General features: G+C 71.5%; 17 protein-coding genes. 7 read left to right on the top strand and 10 right to left on the bottom strand.

Translation table 11 applies throughout. The annotated features are described in order from the left end of the window. Positions 1-27 precede the first annotated feature (27 nt). Together KAK03_RS06685 and KAK03_RS06680 are read left to right on the top strand one after the other, a co-directional pair. A complete protein-coding gene (locus KAK03_RS06685) occupies positions 28-2,637 on the top strand; it encodes a serine/threonine-protein kinase (protein ID WP_210852659.1) in 2,610 nt (869 codons plus the stop codon). 6 nt (positions 2,638-2,643) lie between these two features. Further along, on the top strand, positions 2,644-5,277 hold the full coding sequence (locus KAK03_RS06680; protein WP_210852658.1) for a serine/threonine-protein kinase: 2,634 nt from the start codon (positions 2,644-2,646) through the stop codon (positions 5,275-5,277). Positions 5,278-5,347: 70 nt separating this feature from the next. Here the strand turns inward: KAK03_RS06680 and KAK03_RS06675 are convergent, their stop codons facing one another. Both KAK03_RS06675 and KAK03_RS06670 read right to left on the bottom strand, forming a co-directional pair. Further along, complete coding sequence (locus KAK03_RS06675) at positions 5,348-5,521, bottom strand: hypothetical protein (RefSeq protein WP_210852655.1); 174 nt, start codon at positions 5,519-5,521, stop codon at positions 5,348-5,350. Between the two features lie 80 nt (positions 5,522-5,601). Then, positions 5,602-6,720: a 3-deoxy-7-phosphoheptulonate synthase gene (locus KAK03_RS06670; RefSeq protein ID WP_210852653.1), complete on the bottom strand. Its 1,119-nt coding sequence runs from the start codon at positions 6,718-6,720 to the stop codon at positions 5,602-5,604. 259 nt (positions 6,721-6,979) lie between these two features. Here KAK03_RS06670 and KAK03_RS06665 point away from each other — a divergent pair, with 259 nt between their 5' ends. Next, positions 6,980-8,407 carry a sulfatase gene (locus tag KAK03_RS06665; RefSeq protein WP_210852651.1) on the top strand — a complete coding sequence of 476 codons (1,428 nt, stop codon included), beginning with the start codon at positions 6,980-6,982 and terminating at the stop codon, positions 8,405-8,407. 30 nt (positions 8,408-8,437) lie between these two features. On the opposite strand, the gene KAK03_RS25375 is transcribed toward KAK03_RS06665, so the two are convergent. From KAK03_RS25375 to tldD, 3 genes are read right to left on the bottom strand one after another with little or no spacing between them, the layout of a single operon-like run. Beyond that, positions 8,438-9,094, bottom strand: coding sequence for an acyltransferase (locus KAK03_RS25375; RefSeq protein ID WP_210852649.1), 657 nt, complete (start codon positions 9,092-9,094; stop codon positions 8,438-8,440). Continuing rightward, on the bottom strand, positions 9,091-10,185 hold the full coding sequence (locus KAK03_RS06655; RefSeq protein ID WP_210852647.1) for a class I SAM-dependent methyltransferase: 1,095 nt from the start codon (positions 10,183-10,185) through the stop codon (positions 9,091-9,093). Before KAK03_RS06655 ends, KAK03_RS25375 begins: the two co-directional genes overlap by 4 nt. A gap of 38 nt (positions 10,186-10,223) precedes the next feature. Continuing rightward, on the bottom strand, positions 10,224-11,717 hold the full coding sequence (gene tldD, locus KAK03_RS06650; RefSeq protein ID WP_210852645.1) for a metalloprotease TldD: 1,494 nt from the start codon (positions 11,715-11,717) through the stop codon (positions 10,224-10,226). A gap of 96 nt (positions 11,718-11,813) precedes the next feature. Here tldD and KAK03_RS06645 point away from each other — a divergent pair, with 96 nt between their 5' ends. Further along, positions 11,814-12,176 carry a hypothetical protein gene (locus KAK03_RS06645; protein ID WP_210852644.1) on the top strand — a complete coding sequence of 121 codons (363 nt, stop codon included), beginning with the start codon at positions 11,814-11,816 and terminating at the stop codon, positions 12,174-12,176. 21 nt (positions 12,177-12,197) lie between these two features. On the opposite strand, the gene rsmI is transcribed toward KAK03_RS06645, so the two are convergent. Beyond that, positions 12,198-13,118, bottom strand: coding sequence for a 16S rRNA (cytidine(1402)-2'-O)-methyltransferase (gene rsmI, locus KAK03_RS06640; protein WP_210852642.1), 921 nt, complete (start codon positions 13,116-13,118; stop codon positions 12,198-12,200). Here rsmI and KAK03_RS06635 point away from each other — a divergent pair. From KAK03_RS06635 to KAK03_RS06625, 3 genes are read left to right on the top strand one after another with little or no spacing between them, the layout of a single operon-like run. Beyond that, complete coding sequence (locus KAK03_RS06635; RefSeq protein ID WP_210852640.1) at positions 13,117-13,518, top strand: YraN family protein; 402 nt, start codon at positions 13,117-13,119, stop codon at positions 13,516-13,518. The two genes, rsmI and KAK03_RS06635, sit on opposite strands and share 2 nt — an antisense overlap. A gap of 30 nt (positions 13,519-13,548) precedes the next feature. Beyond that, positions 13,549-14,118, top strand: a complete 570-nt coding sequence (locus KAK03_RS06630; RefSeq protein WP_210852639.1) for an SIS domain-containing protein — start codon at positions 13,549-13,551, stop codon at positions 14,116-14,118. Between the two features lie 21 nt (positions 14,119-14,139). Continuing rightward, positions 14,140-14,766: a BON domain-containing protein gene (locus KAK03_RS06625; RefSeq protein ID WP_210852637.1), complete on the top strand. Its 627-nt coding sequence runs from the start codon at positions 14,140-14,142 to the stop codon at positions 14,764-14,766. Positions 14,767-14,799: 33 nt separating this feature from the next. On the opposite strand, the gene KAK03_RS06620 is transcribed toward KAK03_RS06625, so the two are convergent. From KAK03_RS06620 to KAK03_RS06605, 4 genes are read right to left on the bottom strand one after another with little or no spacing between them, the layout of a single operon-like run. Next, positions 14,800-15,690, bottom strand: coding sequence for an NAD(P)-dependent oxidoreductase (locus tag KAK03_RS06620; RefSeq protein ID WP_210852635.1), 891 nt, complete (start codon positions 15,688-15,690; stop codon positions 14,800-14,802). A 16-nt stretch (positions 15,691-15,706) separates the two neighbouring features. Continuing rightward, positions 15,707-16,843 (bottom strand): PilT/PilU family type 4a pilus ATPase, encoded by a 1,137-nt coding sequence (locus KAK03_RS06615; protein WP_210852633.1) that lies wholly within the window; start codon positions 16,841-16,843, stop codon positions 15,707-15,709. 20 nt (positions 16,844-16,863) lie between these two features. Then, positions 16,864-17,511, bottom strand: coding sequence for a Crp/Fnr family transcriptional regulator (locus KAK03_RS25370; RefSeq protein WP_210852631.1), 648 nt, complete (start codon positions 17,509-17,511; stop codon positions 16,864-16,866). A 6-nt stretch (positions 17,512-17,517) separates the two neighbouring features. Further along, positions 17,518-18,561, bottom strand: a complete 1,044-nt coding sequence (locus KAK03_RS06605; protein ID WP_210801579.1) for a type IV pilus twitching motility protein PilT — start codon at positions 18,559-18,561, stop codon at positions 17,518-17,520. Positions 18,562-18,600: the final 39 nt, after the last annotated feature.

Below are 18,600 nucleotides of genomic sequence, written 5' to 3'. Positions count from 1 at the left end.
GCGCCGACGGCCGTTGGCGGCGGAAGGATGAGCGTGCACACGGGCGAACACTGGCAACAGGTCAAGGCGCTGTTCGAGTCGGCGCTGGAGCATCCGCAGGCGGCGCGCGAGGCCTTCGTGCGCGCCAGCGGGGCCGACGCGGCGGTGCAGGACGAGGTGCTGAGCCTGCTGGCGCACGAGCGCGCACTGAGTGAGGCGACGACCGACGACTTCCTGGCCCCGACCGAGCCGGCCGCAGCGCCGCCGCTGCTGCAGCCCGGCGAGCGCCTGGGGGCCTGGGAGATCGTCGGCCCGCTGGGCGCGGGCGGCATGGCCGAAGTGATGCGCGCGCGCCGCGCCGACGGCGCCTGGGACGGCGAGGCGGCGGTCAAGGTGCTCAAGCGCGGCATGGACTCGGCCGCGGTGCTGGCGCGCTTCGCGCTGGAGCAGCGCGCGCTGGCGCGGCTGAACCACCCGCACATCGCCCACCTGCTGGACGCCGGGCGCAGCGCCAGCGGGCTGCCCTACTTCGTGATGGAGCTGGTGCGCGGCCGCCCGATCGACCAGGCCTGCGAGGGCCTGGCGCTGGAGGCGCGGCTGGCGCTGTTCCTGCAACTGGCCGACGCGGTGGCCTTCGCCCACCGGCAGCTGCTGGTGCACCGCGACCTCAAGCCCAGCAACGTGCTGGTCACCGAGGACGGCCAGGTCAAGCTGCTGGACTTCGGCATCGCCAAGGCGCTGGACCCGGCCGAGGGCGAGCACACCGGCGCCGGCCCGCGGCCCTACACGCCCAACTACGCCAGCCCCGAGCAGGTGCGCGGCGAGCCGGTGGGCACGCTGACCGACATCTACAGCCTGGGCGTGCTGCTGTACGTGATGCTCACCGGGCTGCGGCCCTACGGCAGACACGCGACGACGCCGCAGGAAGCCGCCCGCAGCGTGCTGGAGGAAGAGCCCACGCGGCCCAGCGCGCTGAGCCCCGGCCTGGTGACCGACCCGCAGTGGATGGCCACGCGCAAGCGGCTGAAGGGCGACCTGGACAACATCCTGCTGAAAGCCCTGGACAAGGCCCCGGCGGCGCGCTACCCCAGCGTGGATGCGTTCGCGGCGGATGTGCGGGCGCACCTGGCGGGGCTGCCGGTCAGCGCACGCGCGCCCAGCGCCGGCTACCTGCTCAGCCGCTTCGTGCTGCGCCACCGGGCGGCCAGTGCGGCGGCGGCGCTGGCGGCGGTGTCCCTGGTGGTGGGCGCCGGTGTGGCCGGCTGGCAGGCCCATGTCGCTGGCCAGCGCCTGGAGCAGTTGCGCGGCCTGAGCCGCGACGTGGTGCTGCGCTACGCCGATGCTGTCACCTATCTGCCCGGCGGCCTGGTGGTCAAGGAGAACCTGCTCAAGGGCCTGCTGGGCCAGCTCAGCGAGGTCGAACAGGAGGCCGGCGACGATGCCGAATGGCTGGCCCTGCTGGCCGGCGTCTACGCCCGCCTGGCCCAGGTGGGTGGCGACGACGGCGGCGTGTCGCTCAGCAAGATGGGCGAGGCGCGCCAGCACGCCGAGCACGCGATCACGCTGGCCCGGCAGGTGCTGCTGGCGCGGCCCGACGACGCCGCGCTGAGCCTGGCGCTGTCGCAGGCGCTGCAGATCCGGGCCCGCGCGCAGCGCGCCGACGGCCAGCCCGAGCAGGGCCTGAAGACGCTGGAGGAGGCGATGGCGCTGATCGACCAGCGGCTGCAGCGCCTGCCACCGGCCGAGCAGCGCGACCTGCAGGTGCAGCGCGCCTCGCTGCAGATCGTCGAGGCGCAGTTCTTCGACCAGCAGACCGTGGCCAGCCTGAACCGCCCCGAAGACGCGCTGGCGCTGTACGGCCAGGCCGAGCAGGCCTTGCGCCGCCTGGAGCGCGACGGCGACGCCAGCCTGGCGCCGCTGCTGGGCACGCTGCTCGGGGCGCGGGCGATCACCCATGCGCGGCTGGGCCGGCTCGACGCCTCGCGCGGTGACGCCGAAGCCGCCTGGCAGCAGCGCCTGCGCGCGGTGCAGGCCGAGCCTTTCCACACCGGCCGGCGCGACGAGCTGGTCACCGAGGCCACCAATGCCGCGGTGATCCTGATGCGTGCCGACCAGCCCGCGCGTGCCGTGCTGGCCAGCCAGGCGGCCTGGGACACGGTGCAGCGCCTGGCCGCCGAGAACGGCCCGCAGAGCAAATGGGCCGAGAACCTGCCGCGCGTGGCCCAGCACCATGGGCGGGCACTGGCGCTGGTCGGCCGCTCGGCCGACGCGCTGCCGGTACTCGACAGCGCGCTGGCCTACTGGCAGCGCCAGCGCGAGGCCAAGCCCGGGCCACACCCTGAGCGCCTGTGGGCCTGGCTGGGCATCTACCGTGCGGTCGCGCTGCTGGGGCTGCAACGGCGCGACGAGGCCCTGACGCAGCTGCGCCAGAGCCAGGCCATCCTGGAGCCGCTCTCGCGCGAGCCCAAGGCCCGCGATGCGCTGCTCAACCTGGCCGAGTCGGCGCTCGTGATGGCGGCGGCCGAGCCCGCCGCCGCCCCCGCCTGGCGCCAGCGCGCGCTGCAGCACTACCAGGCGGCCGACGCGCTGCTGGCGCTCAACGGCGAGCACCTGCGCCGCCGCGATGCGCTGGCGCGCGGCGAACCGATCGGTCTGTAGCCTGCCATGACCGCCGGCGACACCCACTGGCCGCAGGTCAAGGCGCTGTTCGAGTCGGCGCTGGAGCATCCGCAGGCGGCGCGCGAGGCCTTCGTGCGCGCCAGCGGGGCCGACGCGGCGGTGCAGGACGAGGTGCTGAGCCTGCTGGCGCACGAGCGCGCACTGAGTGAGGCGACGACCGACGACTTCCTGGCCCCGACCGAGCCGGCCGCAGCGCCGCCGCTGCTGCAGCCCGGCGAGCGCCTGGGGGCCTGGGAGATCGTCGGCCCGCTGGGCGCGGGCGGCATGGCCGAAGTGATGCGCGCGCGCCGCGCCGACGGCGCCTGGGACGGCGAGGCGGCGGTCAAGGTGCTCAAGCGCGGCATGGACTCGGCCGCGGTGCTGGCGCGCTTCGCGCTGGAGCAGCGCGCGCTGGCGCGGCTGAACCACCCGCACATCGCCCACCTGCTGGACGCCGGGCGCAGCGCCAGCGGGCTGCCCTACTTCGTGATGGAGCTGGTGCGCGGCCGCCCGATCGACCAGGCCTGCGAGGGCCTGGCGCTGGAGGCGCGGCTGGCGCTGTTCCTGCAACTGGCCGACGCGGTGGCCTTCGCCCACCGGCAGCTGCTGGTGCACCGCGACCTCAAGCCCAGCAACGTGCTGGTCACCGAGGACGGCCAGGTCAAGCTGCTGGACTTCGGCATCGCCAAGGCGCTGGACCCGGCCGAGGGCGAGCACACCGGCGCCGGCCCGCGGCCCTACACGCCCAACTACGCCAGCCCCGAGCAGGTGCGCGGCGAGCCGGTGGGCACGCTGACCGACATCTACAGCCTGGGCGTGCTGCTGTACGTGATGCTCACCGGGCTGCGGCCCTACGGCAGACACGCGACGACGCCGCAGGAAGCCGCCCGCAGCGTGCTGGAGGAAGAGCCCACGCGGCCCAGCGCGCTGAGCCCCGGGCTGGTGACCGACCCGCAGTGGATGGCCACGCGCAAGCGCCTGAAGGGCGACCTGGACAACATCCTGCTCAAGGCCCTGGACAAGGCCCCGGCGGCGCGCTACCCCAGCGTGGATGCGTTCGCGGCGGATGTGCGGGCCCACCTGGCGGGGCTGCCGGTCAGTGCGCGCGCGCCCAGCGCCGGCTACCTGCTCAGCCGCTTCGTGCTGCGCCACCGGGCGGCCAGTGCGGCGGCGGCGTTGGCCTTGTCGTCCCTGGTGGCTGGGGTCGGCGTCGCCACCTGGCAGGCCCACGAGGCCGATCGGCAACGCCAACGCGCCGAGGCCCGCTTCGCCCAGGTGCGCCAGCTGGCCAACCAGATGGTCTTCAAGTACCACGACCAGATCGCCCACCTGCCCGGGGCCACCGCGGTGCGCGATGCGCTGCTGCAGGACGCCGCCGGCTACCTCGACGCGCTGGCGCGCGACGTGGCGGATGACGCCGGGCTGGCCCGCGAGCTGGCCGAGGCCTGGTTCCGCCTGGCGGTGCTGCAGGGCGAGTCCTTCTCGCCTGGCCAGGAGCGGCCCGACGATGCGCTGCACAGCGCCGAGAAGGCGCTGGCGCTGCTGCCGCTGTATCTGCCGCAGGCCGATGTGCCGGCGCTGGACAAAGCGGTCGACCTGCGGCTGCTGCACAGCGACCTGCTGCTGCGCCAGGGTCGGTTGATTCCGGCGAACGAGGCGCTGGCCGAGGCCAGTCGCCTGGTCGAGCGCATCGTGGCCCAGAAGCCCGATGACCTGCAGACCCTGTCGCGCCAGGCCACGGTGCTGGGCCGGCGCGCGGTGCTCACCGGCGGCAGCGTGGCCGCGTCCAACCTGGGACGCACGGAGGAGGCGCTGCAGTTGTGGCAGCAGGCACTGGCGATCTTCGAGCGCATGCGCGCCCGCGAGCCGGGTGAAGTCGAGTGGGTGCACCAGACCGCCTGGGCCCACCACGGCCTGGGCAGCGTGGGTGTGCTGCGCGGTGACAACGCGCTGGCCCTGGCTCACACCGCGCAGGCGGTGGCGCTGCGTGACGAGGCCGCTCGGCGTGCGCCGCAGAGTTCGCACTTCCGCCACCAGACCGCGATGGCCCGGGTGGTGCGCGGCGTGGCACTGAATCAGGCAGGACACAACGCCGAGGGCCGCGCCCGGCTGAACGAGGCCGAGGCGACGATGCGCGCATTGTCCGCCGAGGACCCGGGCAACGAGGTGCTGCAACGCGACCGCGTGCTGCTGGGGCTGCTGCAGGGGCGGTTGCTGATCGATGCCGGCCAGCCCGCCGAGGCGCGGCAGCGCATCGACACCGCCGCCGAAGCCCTGTCGCGTCGTGCCCAGGGCGGCCACGACTTCTACGTCCAGCGCTGGTGGGCCGACGCGCTGCTCTGGTCAGCGCGGCTGCGCCTGTCGCAGGACCCGGCCGAGGCCGCACACCGTGCCGCCCAGGTCGTGGCGATCATGCAGGGCGACGACGCCACCAGCAACGCTGCCCGGGGCTGGCAGCTGGCCCAGGCCCTGAGCACCGAGGGCCAGGCGCTGGCCGCGCAGGGTCGCCGTGACGATGCACGCGAACGCGGCCGCCAGGCCCTGCGCCTGTGGAACGCACTGCACCCCGATGGCCAGATCCCCGGCGCCTTGCAGCGCTGGTTCCGCGAGGCCCAGGCGCTCAGCGCCGCCGCGCCTTGATGGCGCTTGCCGGGCTTGGCGCGCTGCGCCATTCAAGCCCGATGGACCACCGCTGGGTGGCCGGTGGCCGTCAACGACCGGTCAAGCGACTCCACAGCGCAGACAGCGATGCCTGCCAACCCGCATCGTCCGGCGCGGCCAGCGTCGACCGAGCGCTGATGCGCACGTCGGCCGCCTGCGCGACCGTCGACAACAGGCTGACACCGAGTGCGACGGCACACGCGAACGACTTCAGACGCGACATGGCAACTCTCCCTTGAACCTGTTGTGGATGCGAGATCCTAGTTCAGGGTGTGAGGTGGCGCGTCATGGTTTGCGCGAACTTCAGCGCCGCCGCGCCTTGACCGCGTCGCTCAGCACCTGCAGCGCATCGATCGAGTCGTCCCAGCCCAGGCAGGCGTCGGTGATGCTCTGGCCGTAGGTCAGCTGGGCCGGGTCGTCCTTGCCGGGGCTGAACTTCTGGGCGCCGGCCTGCAGGTGGCTTTCGATCATCACGCCGAAGACCTGGCGGCTGCCGCCGGCGACTTGCGTGCCGATGTCGCGCGCCACATCCAGCTGGCGCTGGTGCTGCTTGCTCGAGTTGGCGTGGCTGCAGTCGACCATCAGCGTGCCGGGCAGCTTGGCGGCCTCGAGTTCCTTGCAGGCCGCGGCCACGCTGGCGGCGTCGTAGTTGGGCGCCTTGCCGCCGCGCAGGATGACGTGGCAGTCCTTGTTGCCGCGCGTCTCGACGATGGCCACCTGGCCGTTCTTGTGCACCGACAGGAAGTGGTGCGGCTTGCCGGCGGCCTGGATGGCGTCGGTGGCGATGCGGATGTTGCCGTCGGTGCCGTTCTTGAAGCCCACCGGGGCCGACAGGCCGCTGGCCAGCTCGCGGTGCACCTGGCTCTCGGTGGTGCGCGCGCCGATCGCGCCCCAGCTGATCAGGTCGCCGATGTACTGCGGGCTGATCACGTCGAGGAACTCGCTGCCCGCAGGCACGCCCTGGCGGTTGATCTCGACCAGCAGCTGGCGGGCGATGCGCAGGCCCTCGTCGATGCGGTAGCTCTCATCGAGGTAGGGGTCGTTGATCAGGCCCTTCCAGCCCACGGTGGTGCGCGGCTTCTCGAAGTACACGCGCATCACGATCTCCAGCGTGTCCTTGAACTTCTCGCGCTGGGCCTTCAGGCGGCGGGCGTACTCCACCGCGGCGGCCGGGTCGTGGATCGAGCAGGGGCCGATGATGACCAGCAGCCGGTCGTCCTTGCCGGTCATGATGCGGCGGATGGTCTCGCGGGTGGCCTTCACCATCTGCTCGACCGGCGTGCCGGCGATGGGGAAGAAGCGGATCAGGTGTTCAGGCGGCGGCAAGGGGGTCACCTCCTCGATGCGCTGGTCGTCGGTCTGGCTGGTGCGTTCTCCGGGCGGATAGCCCGACCAGTGCTCGTGGGTGGCTTTGGCGTTCATCGAGGTCTTCTCCTGGGTGGGTGCTGGGGGCCGACCGGCGAAAAAAAACCGCCGGGGGTTCCGGCGGTTTTCTGGGGGTGTTCGCTTGGTCTCAGTTGCGCGCGATTGCCTCTCCAGCCGCCGATCGGGGCGAGAACCAAAAGTACGCAAAAAAGTAGGCCGATGCGCAACGTATGACCCAAGTCTAGCATCATCTGCAGTCCGGGACAGGCCCTAGACTGTCGCCCGATCCGACACCCGCGTGGGTGGAAAGGCCCCGATGAGCAGTGACCCCGCCCCGCCACCGGCCGGGCTGATCAACCGACGGCGCTGGCTGCACCTGGCCGGCTGGAGCGGTCTGGCCACGGCCTGCGGCGGTGGTGGCGGATCGGCCACGCCCTCGCCCCCGCCGCCGCCGCCCATCAGCGGCAATGTGCTGATGATCGCGGTGGACGACCTGAACGACTGGGTCGGCTTCCTGGGCGGCCACCCCCAGGTGCGCACGCCGGCGCTGGATGCGCTGGCGGCCCGCTCCACCGTGTTCCGGCGGGCCTACTGCACCGCACCGGTGTGCTCGCCAGCGCGCGCAGGCGTGCTGTCGGGCCTGCTGCCACGCCGCACGGGGGTGGTCGACAACACGGCCACCTTCAGCAGCGTCAACCCCGGCAAGCAGACGGTCGACCAGCAGTTCGCCAGCGCCGGCTACACCGTCGAGCGCTTCGGCAAGATCGACCACATCTGGTCGGTGGTGCCCACGCCCCTGCCCAGTCCGATGCCCTACACCAACAAGCAGTGCCCGGCACCGGTGGGCGAGAACGGCTTCGACTGGGGACCGGCGCGCGGCGAGGACAACAACCAGCCCGACTACCAGTACGCGCAGGCCGGCATCGATTTCCTGAACCAGCACGGTGCCGACCAGCCCTTCTTCCTGTCGGTGGGCTTCACCCGCACCCACACCGGCTGGTATGTGCCGCAGCGCTACTTCGACCTCTACCCGCTGGGCAGCATCCAGCTGCCCTACGCCCCGCCGGACGACCTGGACGATCTGGGCCCGGAAGGCCGCGCCACCGCGCTGCGCTTTGACATGCACAACTGCATCGTGCGCCAGGGCCTGTGGGCCTCGGCGGTGCGCGGCTACCTGGCCAGCATCAGCTGGGTCGATGCGCAGATCGGCCGACTGCTGGCCGCGCTGGCGGCCAGCCCGCACGCCGACACCACCACGGTGGTCTTCTGGAGCGACCACGGCTTCATGCTGGGCGAGAAGTTCCACTGGCACAAGATGGCGCTGTGGGAGCACGCGACCCGGGTGCCCTTCCTGATCCGCCGGCCTGGCCAGACGACGGGGGCGGTGGTCAACGCCCCGGTCAGCCTGGCCGACCTGGCACCCACCCTGCTGGGCCTGCATGGCCTGACGCCGGCCTATTCGATGGACGGCCAGAGCCTGCAGCCGCTGCTGAGCAACCCGGCGCAGGCCTGGGAGCGCCCGGTGCTGATCACTCGCCGCCAGGCCGATGCGCTGCAGAGCACCGGCCTGGACTATGCGATCCGCACCGCGCAATGGCGCTACATCCGCTATGCCAACGGCGAGCAGGAGCTCTACGACGTGATCGCCGACCCCGGCGAGCTGCGCAACCTGGCGGCCTCGCCGGCGCATGCGGCGGTGATCGCCCAGCTGGATGCGCAGATGCCGCCGACGGCCTGGCCCTGAGGTCGGAGCGAAGGGGCGGCGGCGGCCGCGTCAGTCGTCCTCGGACAGGGGCAGCAGGCGGCGGTCCCAGCTGACGCCACTGCGCACCACCCGGGCCGGCACGCCGACAGCCAGGCTGTTCGGCGGAACCTCGCCGGAGACCACGGCGCGGGCGCCCACGATGCTGTGGGCGCCGATGCGTGCACCCTTGAGCACGTAGGTGCCGAAGCCCAGCCACACGTGTTCGCCGATCTCGAGGTCGCCGGGCGGGTTGATGCGCCGCCCCGTGGCCACGTCGATGATGCTGTGCATGTCGCTGGTGTCCATCCGGACCTCGGCCGCGAACATGCAGTCCGTGCCGATGCGGATCGTGCCCGGCTCGTGCAACGTGATCGTGGCGCCCATCATCGTGGTCTTGTCGCCGATCAGCAGCCGCGTGTGGCTGGCGCGGCACACGAAGCCCCCGGCCAGCTGGCAGCCCTGGCCGATCTCGATGGTGCAATGGTGGCCGCGGATGTCCAGGCGACAACGCGTCAGCTTGACGCCGGCGCCGATGCGCACCTGGTTGTCGTGACCGTTGATCATGAGCTTGAGCTCGCCTCGCAGGTCGGGCGGAATCTCGATGACATTGCGCTGGCCCTTGTCCTGCACCGAGATCGCGGGCGCGGTGCCCGACGCCCCGGCCGGCGCAGCGGGAGGCGTGCTCACTTGAAGGCGACGATGCAGCGCCGCTGACCGACGCCGTAGGGGTCGGTCTTGAAGCCGGCCCAGGCGGGATCAGGCTCGCCCTGCAGCTCGATGACTTCCTTGAAGCCGGCCAGGTAGGCCAGCTCGATCAGCGCGCGGTAGGTGGGGTGCAGCTCGCAGCCGGTGGCGGTGGCGGCGTGTTCGGGGGCGTGCTCGCCGGTGCCCAGGATGAAGCCCGAGAAGGGCTCGCGGTGCACCACGGTGTCGAACACCGCCATGTGCTTGCACAGCGCATGCGTGGCCCGCACCAGCTCGTAGGGCTTGGTGATGTGGTACATCAGGCCCAGGTTCAGCACGATGTCATAGGTGCGCTGGGGCTGGAACTCGTAGACATCGGCCACCGAGAAGCGGGTGTTGGCTTCGGTGCCGAAGTACCCGGACAGGCGGCGCGCCCGCTCGATGTTCTGGGTGCGGATGTCGAAGCCGTCCACCTCCTGCGCGCCGCGCAGTGCCGCCTCGATCGCGAAGGCGCCCCAGTTGCAGGCGATGTCCAGCAGCGACAGGCCGTCCAGGCGCCCGCCCACCAGCTGGCTGACGCCGTCCATGATGAAGTTCAACCGGTACAGGCTGCGCCAGCGGGAGGTGGCCTGCGGCACCGTCAGGCTGCCCACCGCGCCCAGCGTGCCCAGCCCCGGCGCCAGCGGCATGAAGTAGCCCCACTCGTTGGGCGGCACCTCGCGCAGCAGCGCACGGGCGGCGGCCTCGTTGTCCTGCTGCTCGGCCCAGCGCTCGGCGGCCGATGGCCGGCGCGGCACGGTCAGCAGCGGCACCAGCTGTTCCACCACCTGCATCTGGGCCGGCTTGCTGTTCTGGAGGAACTCACCGTAGCGGGCCGACAGTTTGGTGCCGCGCATCTGGTGGTTCACCCGCACCAGCGGCGACACGCGCGCCGTCAGGTCGAGCTGGCAGCCGCCGGCCACGGCCTTGTTCACCGCCTCGCTGGCCTGGGGCAGGCCGATGGCCAGCGGTGCGTCCGTGGCGGGCGCCGGCCCGACACCGGAGCCGACCACCGGTTTGGAGCCGGGCTTGTTCTTGCCGAAAGGGGACCACATGGCGGCTCCAGGGGGGACGGAAAAGAAGGGCGAAGGGATCAGGCCGTGCCACCGACGGTCAGGCCGTCGATGCGCAGCGTCGGCTGGCCCACGCCCACCGGCACGCTCTGGCCGTCCTTGCCGCAGGTGCCCACGCCGGAGTCCAGCGCCAGGTCGTTGCCGATCATGCTGACGCGCTTCATCGCGTCGGGCCCGTTGCCGATCAGCGTGGCGCCCTTGACCGGGTACTGGATGCGGCCGTTCTCGACCCAGTAGGCCTCGGACGCCGAGAAGACGAACTTGCCGCTGGTGATATCGACCTGGCCGCCACCGAAGTTGGTGGCGTACAGGCCGCGCTTGATGCTGGCGACGATCTCCTCGCGCGGCGTGCTGCCGGCCAGCATGTAGGTGTTGGTCATGCGCGGCATCGGCACGTGGGCGTAGCTCTCGCGGCGGCCATTGCCGGTGGGCTTCACGCCCATCAGGCGGGCGTTCATGCTGTCCTGGATGTAGCCGCGCAGGATGCCGTCCTCGATCAGCACATTGCGCTGCGTGGCATGGCCCTCGTCGTCGATGTTGAGCGAACCGCGGCGGTCGGCCAGCGTGCCGTCATCGAGCACGGTGACGCCCTTGGCCGCCACGCGCTGGCCGATGCGGCCGCTGAAGGTGGACGAGCCCTTGCGGTTGAAGTCGCCCTCCAGGCCGTGGCCCACGGCTTCGTGCAGCATCACGCCGGGCCAGCCCGCGCCCAGCACCACCGTCATCTCGCCGGCCGGCACGGGGCGTGATTCCAGGTTGGTCAGCGCGGCGTTCACCGCCTGGTCCACGTACTCGGTCAGGTGGCTGTCCTGGAAGTAGCCCAGGCCGAAGCGGCCGCCGCCGCCGCCGGTGCCCACCTCGCGGCGATCGCCCTGCTCGGCGATCACGGTGACCGACAGGCGCACCAGCGGGCGGACATCGGCGGCGCGGGTGCCGTCGGTGCGCGCCACCATCACCACGTCGTACTCGGCGGCCAGGCCGGCCATCACCTGCACGATGCGCGGGTCCTTGGCGCGGGCCATGCGCTCGACCTTCTCGAGCAGCGCCACCTTCTGCGTGCTGTCGAGCGTGGCGATCGGGTCCAGCGGCGCGTAGAGCAGCCGGCTGGGCGCCACCTTGGGCGCGCCCACCTTGACGCGCCGGCTCTGGCCGGCGGCAGCGATCGTGCGCACGGTGCGCGCGGCATCGAGCAGCGCGGCCTCGGACAGCTCATCCGAATAGGCGAAGGCGGTCTTCTCACCCGCCACGGCGCGCACGCCCACGCCTTGGTCGATCGAGAAGCTGCCGCTCTTGACGATGCCTTCCTCCAGGCTCCAGCCCTCGTGGCGGGTGTACTGGAAGTACAGGTCGGCATCGTCGACACGGTGTTCGCCGATCACCGACAGCGCGCGCGCCAGGTGGACTTCATCCAGCGCATGGGGCTCGAGCAGCAGGCTGCTGGCGACGGCCAGGCGCTCCTGCGTGGTGGCGCGGGAGGTGGCGGCAAGAGGGGTGGCGGAGAAGGGCGTCAACATTTCTTTGCAAACTCGCTGTGGTCCGGGCCCGGTCGGCCTGCGTTGTCTGCGCATGGTGCCACACAGGCTGGCATCTGTTGAACAAGGAGATTGAACATGCAGACCCCCTCCACCCGCACCCTCTTCGGCGCCCTGATGCTGGCCCTGTCCGCCGGTGCCATGGCCCAGACCGCCACGGCCACCGCCGCCTCGGGCGCCGCCCGCATCGACCAGCGCCAGGCCAACCAGGAGCAGCGCATCCAGCAGGGCAAGGCAGACGGCTCGCTGACGCACCATGAGAAGCGCAAGCTCGTGCGTGGCCAGAGGCGCATCTCCGCCGCCGAGGACCGGGCCGCCGCCGATGGCAAGCTGAGCGCCGCCGAACAGGCCAAGATCGAGGCGCGCCAGGACCACCAAAGCAAGGTCATCCACCGCGTCAAGAACGACACCGACAAGCCCCAGGCGCAGCCCGCCAAGTGATCGGGCGAAGTGTCAGGCCGCTCAGTCGCCCTTGAGCCGCAGGGCCTCGTCGTAGAGCAGGTTGCGCGGCAGGCCGCAGAGCTCCACCGCCAGCGCCACCGCCTGCTTCAGCGGCAGCTCGCGCATCAGCACCTGCAGCTGGCGGCGCGCGGCCTCGGGCACCGCGTCGTCGGTGACGACCGGCTGCGCCTGGGCATGCAGCACCACCACGAACTCTCCGCGGCGGCGCGAGGCCTCCTCGGCCAGCCAGGCCGGGGCCTGGGCGGCGACCAGGGTGTGAACCTGCTCGAACTGCTTGGTCAGCTCGCGGCACAGCGTCAGCGTGCGGTCGCCACAGGCCTGGGCCAGCTCATCGGCCAGCGCCTCGATGCGGTGCGGCGCCTCGAACAGCACCACGCTGCGCGGCTCGTCCGCCAGCGCGCGCAGGCGGGCGCTGCGATCGCGGCCCTTGGCGGGCAGAAAACCGGCAAAGACAAAGCTGCCGGTCTGTCCGGGCAGCGGACCGTCACCGGCCGCGCTGAGCGCGGTGACCACCGCGCTGGCACCGGGCAGCGCGTGCACTGCATGGCCGGCCGCCCGCACCCGTGCCACCAGCCAGGCCCCGGGGTCGGAAATCGCCGGCGTGCCGGCGTCGCTGACATAGGCCACGCGCTCGCCGCGGGCCAGGCGCTCCAGCACCCGCTCGGCGGCCTCGCGCTCGTTGTGCTCGTGCACCGCCAGCAGCGGCTTGTCCAGGCCCAGGTGGCGCAGCAGTCCGGCGCTGACGCGGGTGTCCTCGCAGGCCACGGCGTCGGCCAGGGCCAGCGCGTGGATGGCGCGCAGCGTGAAGTCGGCCAGGTTGCCGATCGGCGTGGCCACCACGTACAGTGCGCCGGAGGGCCAGTGCTGGTGGCCGGCGGCCTGCCGGGCGGTGGCCAGCAGCTCAGAGGCGGGGAGGGACATGGTCTGGCGGTGGGGTTCCGGTGCGCGCAGTGGACAGGCGACGCAGGCCAGCGGCGCCCAGGCCGAGGACCGTGCCCTGGCCTACCTGCAGGCGCAGGGCCTGCGGCTCGTCGAGCGCAATTATCGGTTCGCGCCGGGCCGCTCGCGCGCTGGCGGCGAGATCGACCTGATCCTGCGCGAGCGCGACGGCACGCTGGTCTTCGTCGAGGTGCGTGCCCGGGCCCGCGCCGAGCAGGGCGGCGCGGCGGCCAGCATCACCGCGGCCAAGCAGGCCCGCATCGTGCGGGCCGCCCAGGCCTACCTGCTGCGCCTGGCGGCGCCGCCGCGCTGCCGCTTCGACGTGGTGGCGATCGACGGCGAGCAGCTGCAGTGGCTGCGCGCTGCCTTCGATGCCGGCTAGACCCCGGTGCGCCGCTTATCATGGCGGCCCATGCTCGAACCCCGGATCCAGCAGCACTTCTTCGAGAGCGCCGACCAGCTCTACCAGGTGGCCGAACCCATGGCGCGGCCGATCGCCGACGCCGCGCAGTTGATCGTCGCCTGCCTGACCGGCGGCGGCAAGCTGCTGGTGGCCGGCGAGGGCCGGGCGCGCTGGCTGGCGCGCGCCGCCGCCAGCGCCCTGCAGCAGGGCTTCGAGCGCGAACGCCCGCCGCTGGCCGCCTGCCTGCTGGGCGACGGCGCGCTGCCGGGACCGCGGGCGCTGGCGCAGTCGGTGGCCGCGCTGGGGCAGGGCGGCGACCTGCTGCTGCTGTTCAGCCTGGCCGACGAGGACCCGGCCGCCCAGGCCGCGCTGGACGAGGCGCACCAGCGCGACCTCAATGTCGTGCTGCTCGGTGCCGGCCTGGCCGCCCCCTGGGCCTCGCTGCTGTCCGAATCCGACGTCTGGATCGCCGCGCCGGTCAACGGTGGCCCGCGCGCGATGGAACTGCTGCTGCTGGCGCTGCATGCGCTGTGCGACGCGATCGATGTGCAATTGCTGGGCGAGGCCGATGAGCCCTGAGCCCCTGAGGAGATCCCCGTGATGAACCCCCTCCAACACCGTGTGTCCACGCGTGTCCTGCTATCGGCGCTGGCCCTGAGCGGCCTGCTGGCCGGCTGCGCGCCGCTGCTGCTGGGCGGTGCCGCCGTGGGCGGTGCGCTGATGTACAAGGACCGCCGCACCACCGGCACCCAGCTCGAGGACGAGGGCATCGAGATCAAGGCCGCCGCGCGCCTGCGCGAGCGCCTGGGCGACAAGGCCCACCTGAACGTCACCAGCTACAACCGCATCGCGCTGGTCACCGGCGAGGTGGCCACCGATGGCGACCGTGCCGCGGTCGAGGAGGTGGTGGCCAAGGTCGAGAACGTGCGCTCGGTGGTCAACGAGAGCGCGGTGATGGGCATCACCTCGATGACCGCGCGCTCCAACGACCTGATCATCACCAGCCGCGTCAAGGCGGCGCTGATCGATGCCAACGACCTGCCGGTGACCGCGGTGAAGGTGGTCACCGAGCGCGGCGTGGTCTACCTGCTGGGCCGCGTGACCGAGCGCGAAGCCACGCGCGCCACCGACGTGGCGCGGGGCGTGTCCGGCGTGGCCAAGGTGGTCAAGGTCTTCGAGACGCTGACCGAGGACGAACTCAAGGCGCTCTCCACCGAGAAGCGCTGAGCAGCCGCGCTGGCGGGCCGCCCGGCCCGCGCCTCAGCGCAGCCGGCGGATCAGGCTGGAGGTGTCCCAGCGGCCGCCGCCCTGGCCCTGCACATCGGCATAGAACTGGTCGACCAGCGCGGTCACCGGCACCCGCGCGCCGTTGCGCCGGGCCTCGTCGAGCACCAGGCCCAGGTCCTTGCGCATCCAGTCGACCGCGAAGCCGAAGTTGAACTGGTCATCCACCATGGTCTTGCCGCGGTTGTCCATCTGCCAGCTCTGCGCGGCACCCTTGCCGATCACCTCGAGCACCTGCTTCATGTCCAGGCCGGCCTTCTGGCCGAAGGCGATGGCTTCCGACAGGCCCTGCACCAGCCCGGCAATGCAGATCTGGTTGACCATCTTGGCCAGCTGGCCCGCGCCGCTCTCGCCGACGCGGGTGACGGCCTTGGCAAAGGCCATGGCCACCGGGCGGATCTGCTCGAAGGGCGCGGCGTCGCCGCCGCACATCACGGTGAGCACGCCGTTGACCGCACCGGCCTGACCGCCGGAGACCGGCGCATCGATGAAGTGCAGGTCGCGCTTCTGGGCGGCCGCATGGAGCTCGCGCGCCACCTCGGCCGAGGCGGTGGTGTGGTCGACGAAGATCGCGCCCGGTGCCATGCCGGCGAAGGCGCCGTCGGGGCCCAGCACCACCGAGCGCAGGTCGTCGTCATTGCCCACGCAGGCAAAGACGATCTGCGCCCCCTTGGCCGCCTCGCGCGGCGTGGGCGCCCAGGTGCCGCCGTGCTCGGCGGCCCAGGCCTGGGCCTTGGCGGCGGTGCGGTTGTAGACGCTCACGCGGTGACCGGCGCGCTGCAGGTGGCCGGCCATTGGCGCGCCCATCACGCCCAGGCCGATGAAGGCCACGGTGTGCGGAGTCACGGGGTCGTAGGTCTTGCTCATGGGCGGCGTGGGGTCGTCAGATGATCTGCAGGTGCTCGGTGCCGGCCGACAGGTCGGTCACGCGGGCGCGCTTGCTGTCGAGCTTGATCTGCAGGCGCAGGTCGTTGACCGAGTCGGCGTTGCGCAGCGCGTCTTCGTAGCTGATCGCGTGCGACTCGTAGAGGTCGAACAGGGCCTGGTCGAAGGTCTGCATGCCGTGCTCGCGCGAGCGCTTCATCAGCTCCTTGATCTCGCCCACCTGGCCCTTGAAGATCAGGTCGGCCATCAGCGGCGTGTTGAGCATGATCTCCACCGCGGCGATCCGGCCCTTGCCTTCCTGGCGCGGGATCAGGCGCTGCGAGATCAGGCCCTTGAGGTTCAGCGAGACGTCCATCAGCAGCTGGTCGCGGCGCTCCTCGGGGAAGAAGTTGATGATCCGGTCCAGCGCCTGGTTGGCGCTGTTGGCGTGCAGCGTGGCCATGCACAGGTGGCCGGTCTCGGCAAAGGCGATCGCCAGCTCCATCGTCTTGCGGTCGCGGATCTCGCCCATCAGGATCACATCCGGCGCCTGGCGCAGCGAGTTCTTCAGCGCCACGTCCCAGTCGTCGGTGTCGATGCCGATCTCGCGCTGCGTGACGATGCAGTTCTTGTGCGGGTGCACGAACTCCACCGGGTCTTCCACGGTGATGATGTGGTCGTGGGCGTTCTCGTTGCGCCAGTCGATCATCGCCGCCATCGAGGTGCTCTTGCCCGAGCCGGTGCCGCCCACCAGGATCACCAGGCCGCGCTTGGTCATGCCGATGTCCTTGAGGATCTTCGGCAGGCCCAGTTCATCCACGGTGGGGATGTGCGCGGGAATCGTGCGCAGCACCATGCCCACATGGCCCTGCTGCATGAAGGTGCTGACGCGGAAACGCCCGATGCCCTGCGGCGAGATCGCGAAGTTGCACTCCTTGGTGCGCTCGAAATCGGCCGCCTGCTTGTCGTTCATGATGGCCCGCGCCAGCGCCACGGTGTGGGCGCCGGTCAGCGGCTGCGGCGAGACCTTGGCCACCTTGCCGTCCACCTTGATCGCCGGCGGGAAGTCGGCCGTCAGGAAGAGGTCCGAGCCGTTGCGGGTGACCAGCAGACGCAGCAGGTCATTGATGAATTTCGAGGCCTGGTCGCGTTCCATGACAAGTCTCCGTGAGGTGCTCAGTCGGCCGTGCCGCGGGTGAGTTGGGCGCCCAGGCGGGCATTGGCCTGGCGCAGTCGGCGCGAGACGCGCTTGCCCAGCCAGGTCAGCAGCGCAGCGGCCAGGCGCGGGTCTTCCTGGGTCATGCGCTCCAGCGTGGAGGCGCTGATCACCGCCAGCGTCACCGGCGAGGCGGCGGTCCACGACGAGACGCGGGTCTCGCTGTCGAGCGCGCTGAATTCGCCCAGCAGGTCGCCGGCGCGGGCCTCGCCCAGGCGGATGCGCTCGCCCGAGGGCTGCAGCCGCGTTTCCACCAGCATGCCGTGCAGCACGACCATCATGAAGTCGCCCTGTTCCTCCTGGCCGATGATCAGCTTGCCCGATTCGATCTGCACATAGTCGAGGTAGCCGCCCAGCACCGACAGCTGCTCGGTGCCCAGGTCGGCCAGCTGGCGGTCGGAGCCCAGCAGGCGCACCAGCGCCAGCACGCCCAGCGCGCTGTCGTAGGGCTCGGCCTTCAGGTCGGGCGCGCGCTGCGCCCAGTGGACGTAGAGCTGGGTGTCGGCGTGGCGCTCGACGAACTGGGTGGCGTAGAAGCCCTGGTCGTCGGGGCGGGCGGCGGTGGTCGAGGACGACCGGCCGAAGAGTCGCTTGAAGAAGTCGTGCACGATGGATCAGCCCGGGAAGTTCTCGGGGAAGCGGGCGCGGGTGCGTGCCTCGGCCGCCGAGATCTGGTTGCGCCGCACCAGGTCGGCCAGGCACTGGTCGAGGGTCTGCATACCCACGTTCTGGCCGGTCTGGATGGCCGAGTACATCTGGGCCAGCTTGTTCTCGCGGATCAGGTTGCGGATGGCGGCGGTGCCCAGCATGATCTCGTGGGCGGCGACCCGGCCGTTGCCGTCCTTGGTCTTGCACAGCGTCTGGGCGATCACCGCGACCAGCGACTCGGACAGCATCGCGCGCACCATGTCCTTCTCGGCGGCGGGGAAGACGTCGACCACGCGGTCCACCGTCTTGGCGGCGCTGGAGGTGTGCAGCGTGCCGAACACCAGGTGGCCGGTCTCGGCGGCGGTCAGCGCCAGGCGGATGGTTTCCAGGTCGCGCAGCTCGCCCACCAGGATGGCGTCGGGGTCTTCGCGCAGGGCGGCGCGCAGCGCGTTCGAGAAGCTCAGCGTGTGCGGGCCCACCTCGCGCTGGTTGACCAGGCACTTCTTGCTCTCGTGGACGAACTCGATCGGGTCTTCCAGCGTCAGGATGTGGCCGTACTCGCTCTCGTTGAGGTGGTCGACCATGGCCGCCAGCGTGGTGGACTTGCCCGAGCCGGTGGGGCCGGTCACCAGCACCAGACCACGCGGCTTGAGCGCCAGGTCGGCGAACACCGCGGGGCAGTTGAGCTGCTGCAAGGTCTGGATCTTCGACGGAATGGTGCGGAACACGGCCGAGGCGCCGCGCTGCTGGTGGAAGGCGTTGACCCGGAAGCGCGCCAGGCCCTGGACCTCGAAGCTGAAGTCGCACTCCAGCGTGTCCTCGTAGGTCTTGCGCTGGGTGTCGTTCATGATGTCGTACACCATGGCGTGCACCTGCTTGTGCGTCAGCGGGTCGATGTTGATGCGCCGCACGTCACCGTGCACGCGGATCATCGGCGGCAGGCCGGCCGCCAGGTGCAGGTCCGAGGCCTTGTTCTTGACGGAGAACGCGAGCAGCTGGGTGATGTCCATGGTGCGGTGGGCCCGGTCACGGGCCTGTGGCTTATGCTC

This window comes from Ideonella alba, from assembly GCF_018069845.1.
Taxonomy (GTDB): domain Bacteria; phylum Pseudomonadota; class Gammaproteobacteria; order Burkholderiales; family Burkholderiaceae_C; genus Ideonella; species Ideonella alba.
This window is presented reverse-complemented; position numbering and strand designations above follow the sequence as displayed.

What these genes read in the sequence shown, in the direction of transcription:
- KAK03_RS06605 (WP_210801579.1), bottom strand. Translation starts at nt 18,561, where the DNA reads ATGGACATCACCCAGCTGCTCGCGTTCTCCGTCAAGAACAAGGCCTCG.
- KAK03_RS06620 (WP_210852635.1), bottom strand. Translation starts at nt 15,690, where the DNA reads ATGAGCAAGACCTACGACCCCGTGACTCCGCACACCGTGGCCTTCATC.
- KAK03_RS06655 (WP_210852647.1), bottom strand. Translation starts at nt 10,185, where the DNA reads ATGTGGTCCCCTTTCGGCAAGAACAAGCCCGGCTCCAAACCGGTGGTC.
- KAK03_RS06615 (WP_210852633.1), bottom strand. Translation starts at nt 16,843, where the DNA reads ATGGAACGCGACCAGGCCTCGAAATTCATCAATGACCTGCTGCGTCTG.
- KAK03_RS06665 (WP_210852651.1), top strand. Translation starts at nt 6,980, where the DNA reads ATGAGCAGTGACCCCGCCCCGCCACCGGCCGGGCTGATCAACCGACGG.
- KAK03_RS06670 (WP_210852653.1), bottom strand. Translation starts at nt 6,720, where the DNA reads ATGAACGCCAAAGCCACCCACGAGCACTGGTCGGGCTATCCGCCCGGA.
- KAK03_RS06635 (WP_210852640.1), top strand. Translation starts at nt 13,117, where the DNA reads ATGGTCTGGCGGTGGGGTTCCGGTGCGCGCAGTGGACAGGCGACGCAG.
- KAK03_RS06675 (WP_210852655.1), bottom strand. Translation starts at nt 5,521, where the DNA reads ATGTCGCGTCTGAAGTCGTTCGCGTGTGCCGTCGCACTCGGTGTCAGC.
- KAK03_RS06630 (WP_210852639.1), top strand. Translation starts at nt 13,549, where the DNA reads ATGCTCGAACCCCGGATCCAGCAGCACTTCTTCGAGAGCGCCGACCAG.
- rsmI (WP_210852642.1), bottom strand. Translation starts at nt 13,118, where the DNA reads ATGTCCCTCCCCGCCTCTGAGCTGCTGGCCACCGCCCGGCAGGCCGCC.
- KAK03_RS06645 (WP_210852644.1), top strand. Translation starts at nt 11,814, where the DNA reads ATGCAGACCCCCTCCACCCGCACCCTCTTCGGCGCCCTGATGCTGGCC.
- tldD (WP_210852645.1), bottom strand. Translation starts at nt 11,717, where the DNA reads ATGTTGACGCCCTTCTCCGCCACCCCTCTTGCCGCCACCTCCCGCGCC.
- KAK03_RS06680 (WP_210852658.1), top strand. Translation starts at nt 2,644, where the DNA reads ATGACCGCCGGCGACACCCACTGGCCGCAGGTCAAGGCGCTGTTCGAG.
- KAK03_RS06625 (WP_210852637.1), top strand. Translation starts at nt 14,140, where the DNA reads ATGAACCCCCTCCAACACCGTGTGTCCACGCGTGTCCTGCTATCGGCG.
- KAK03_RS06685 (WP_210852659.1), top strand. Translation starts at nt 28, where the DNA reads ATGAGCGTGCACACGGGCGAACACTGGCAACAGGTCAAGGCGCTGTTC.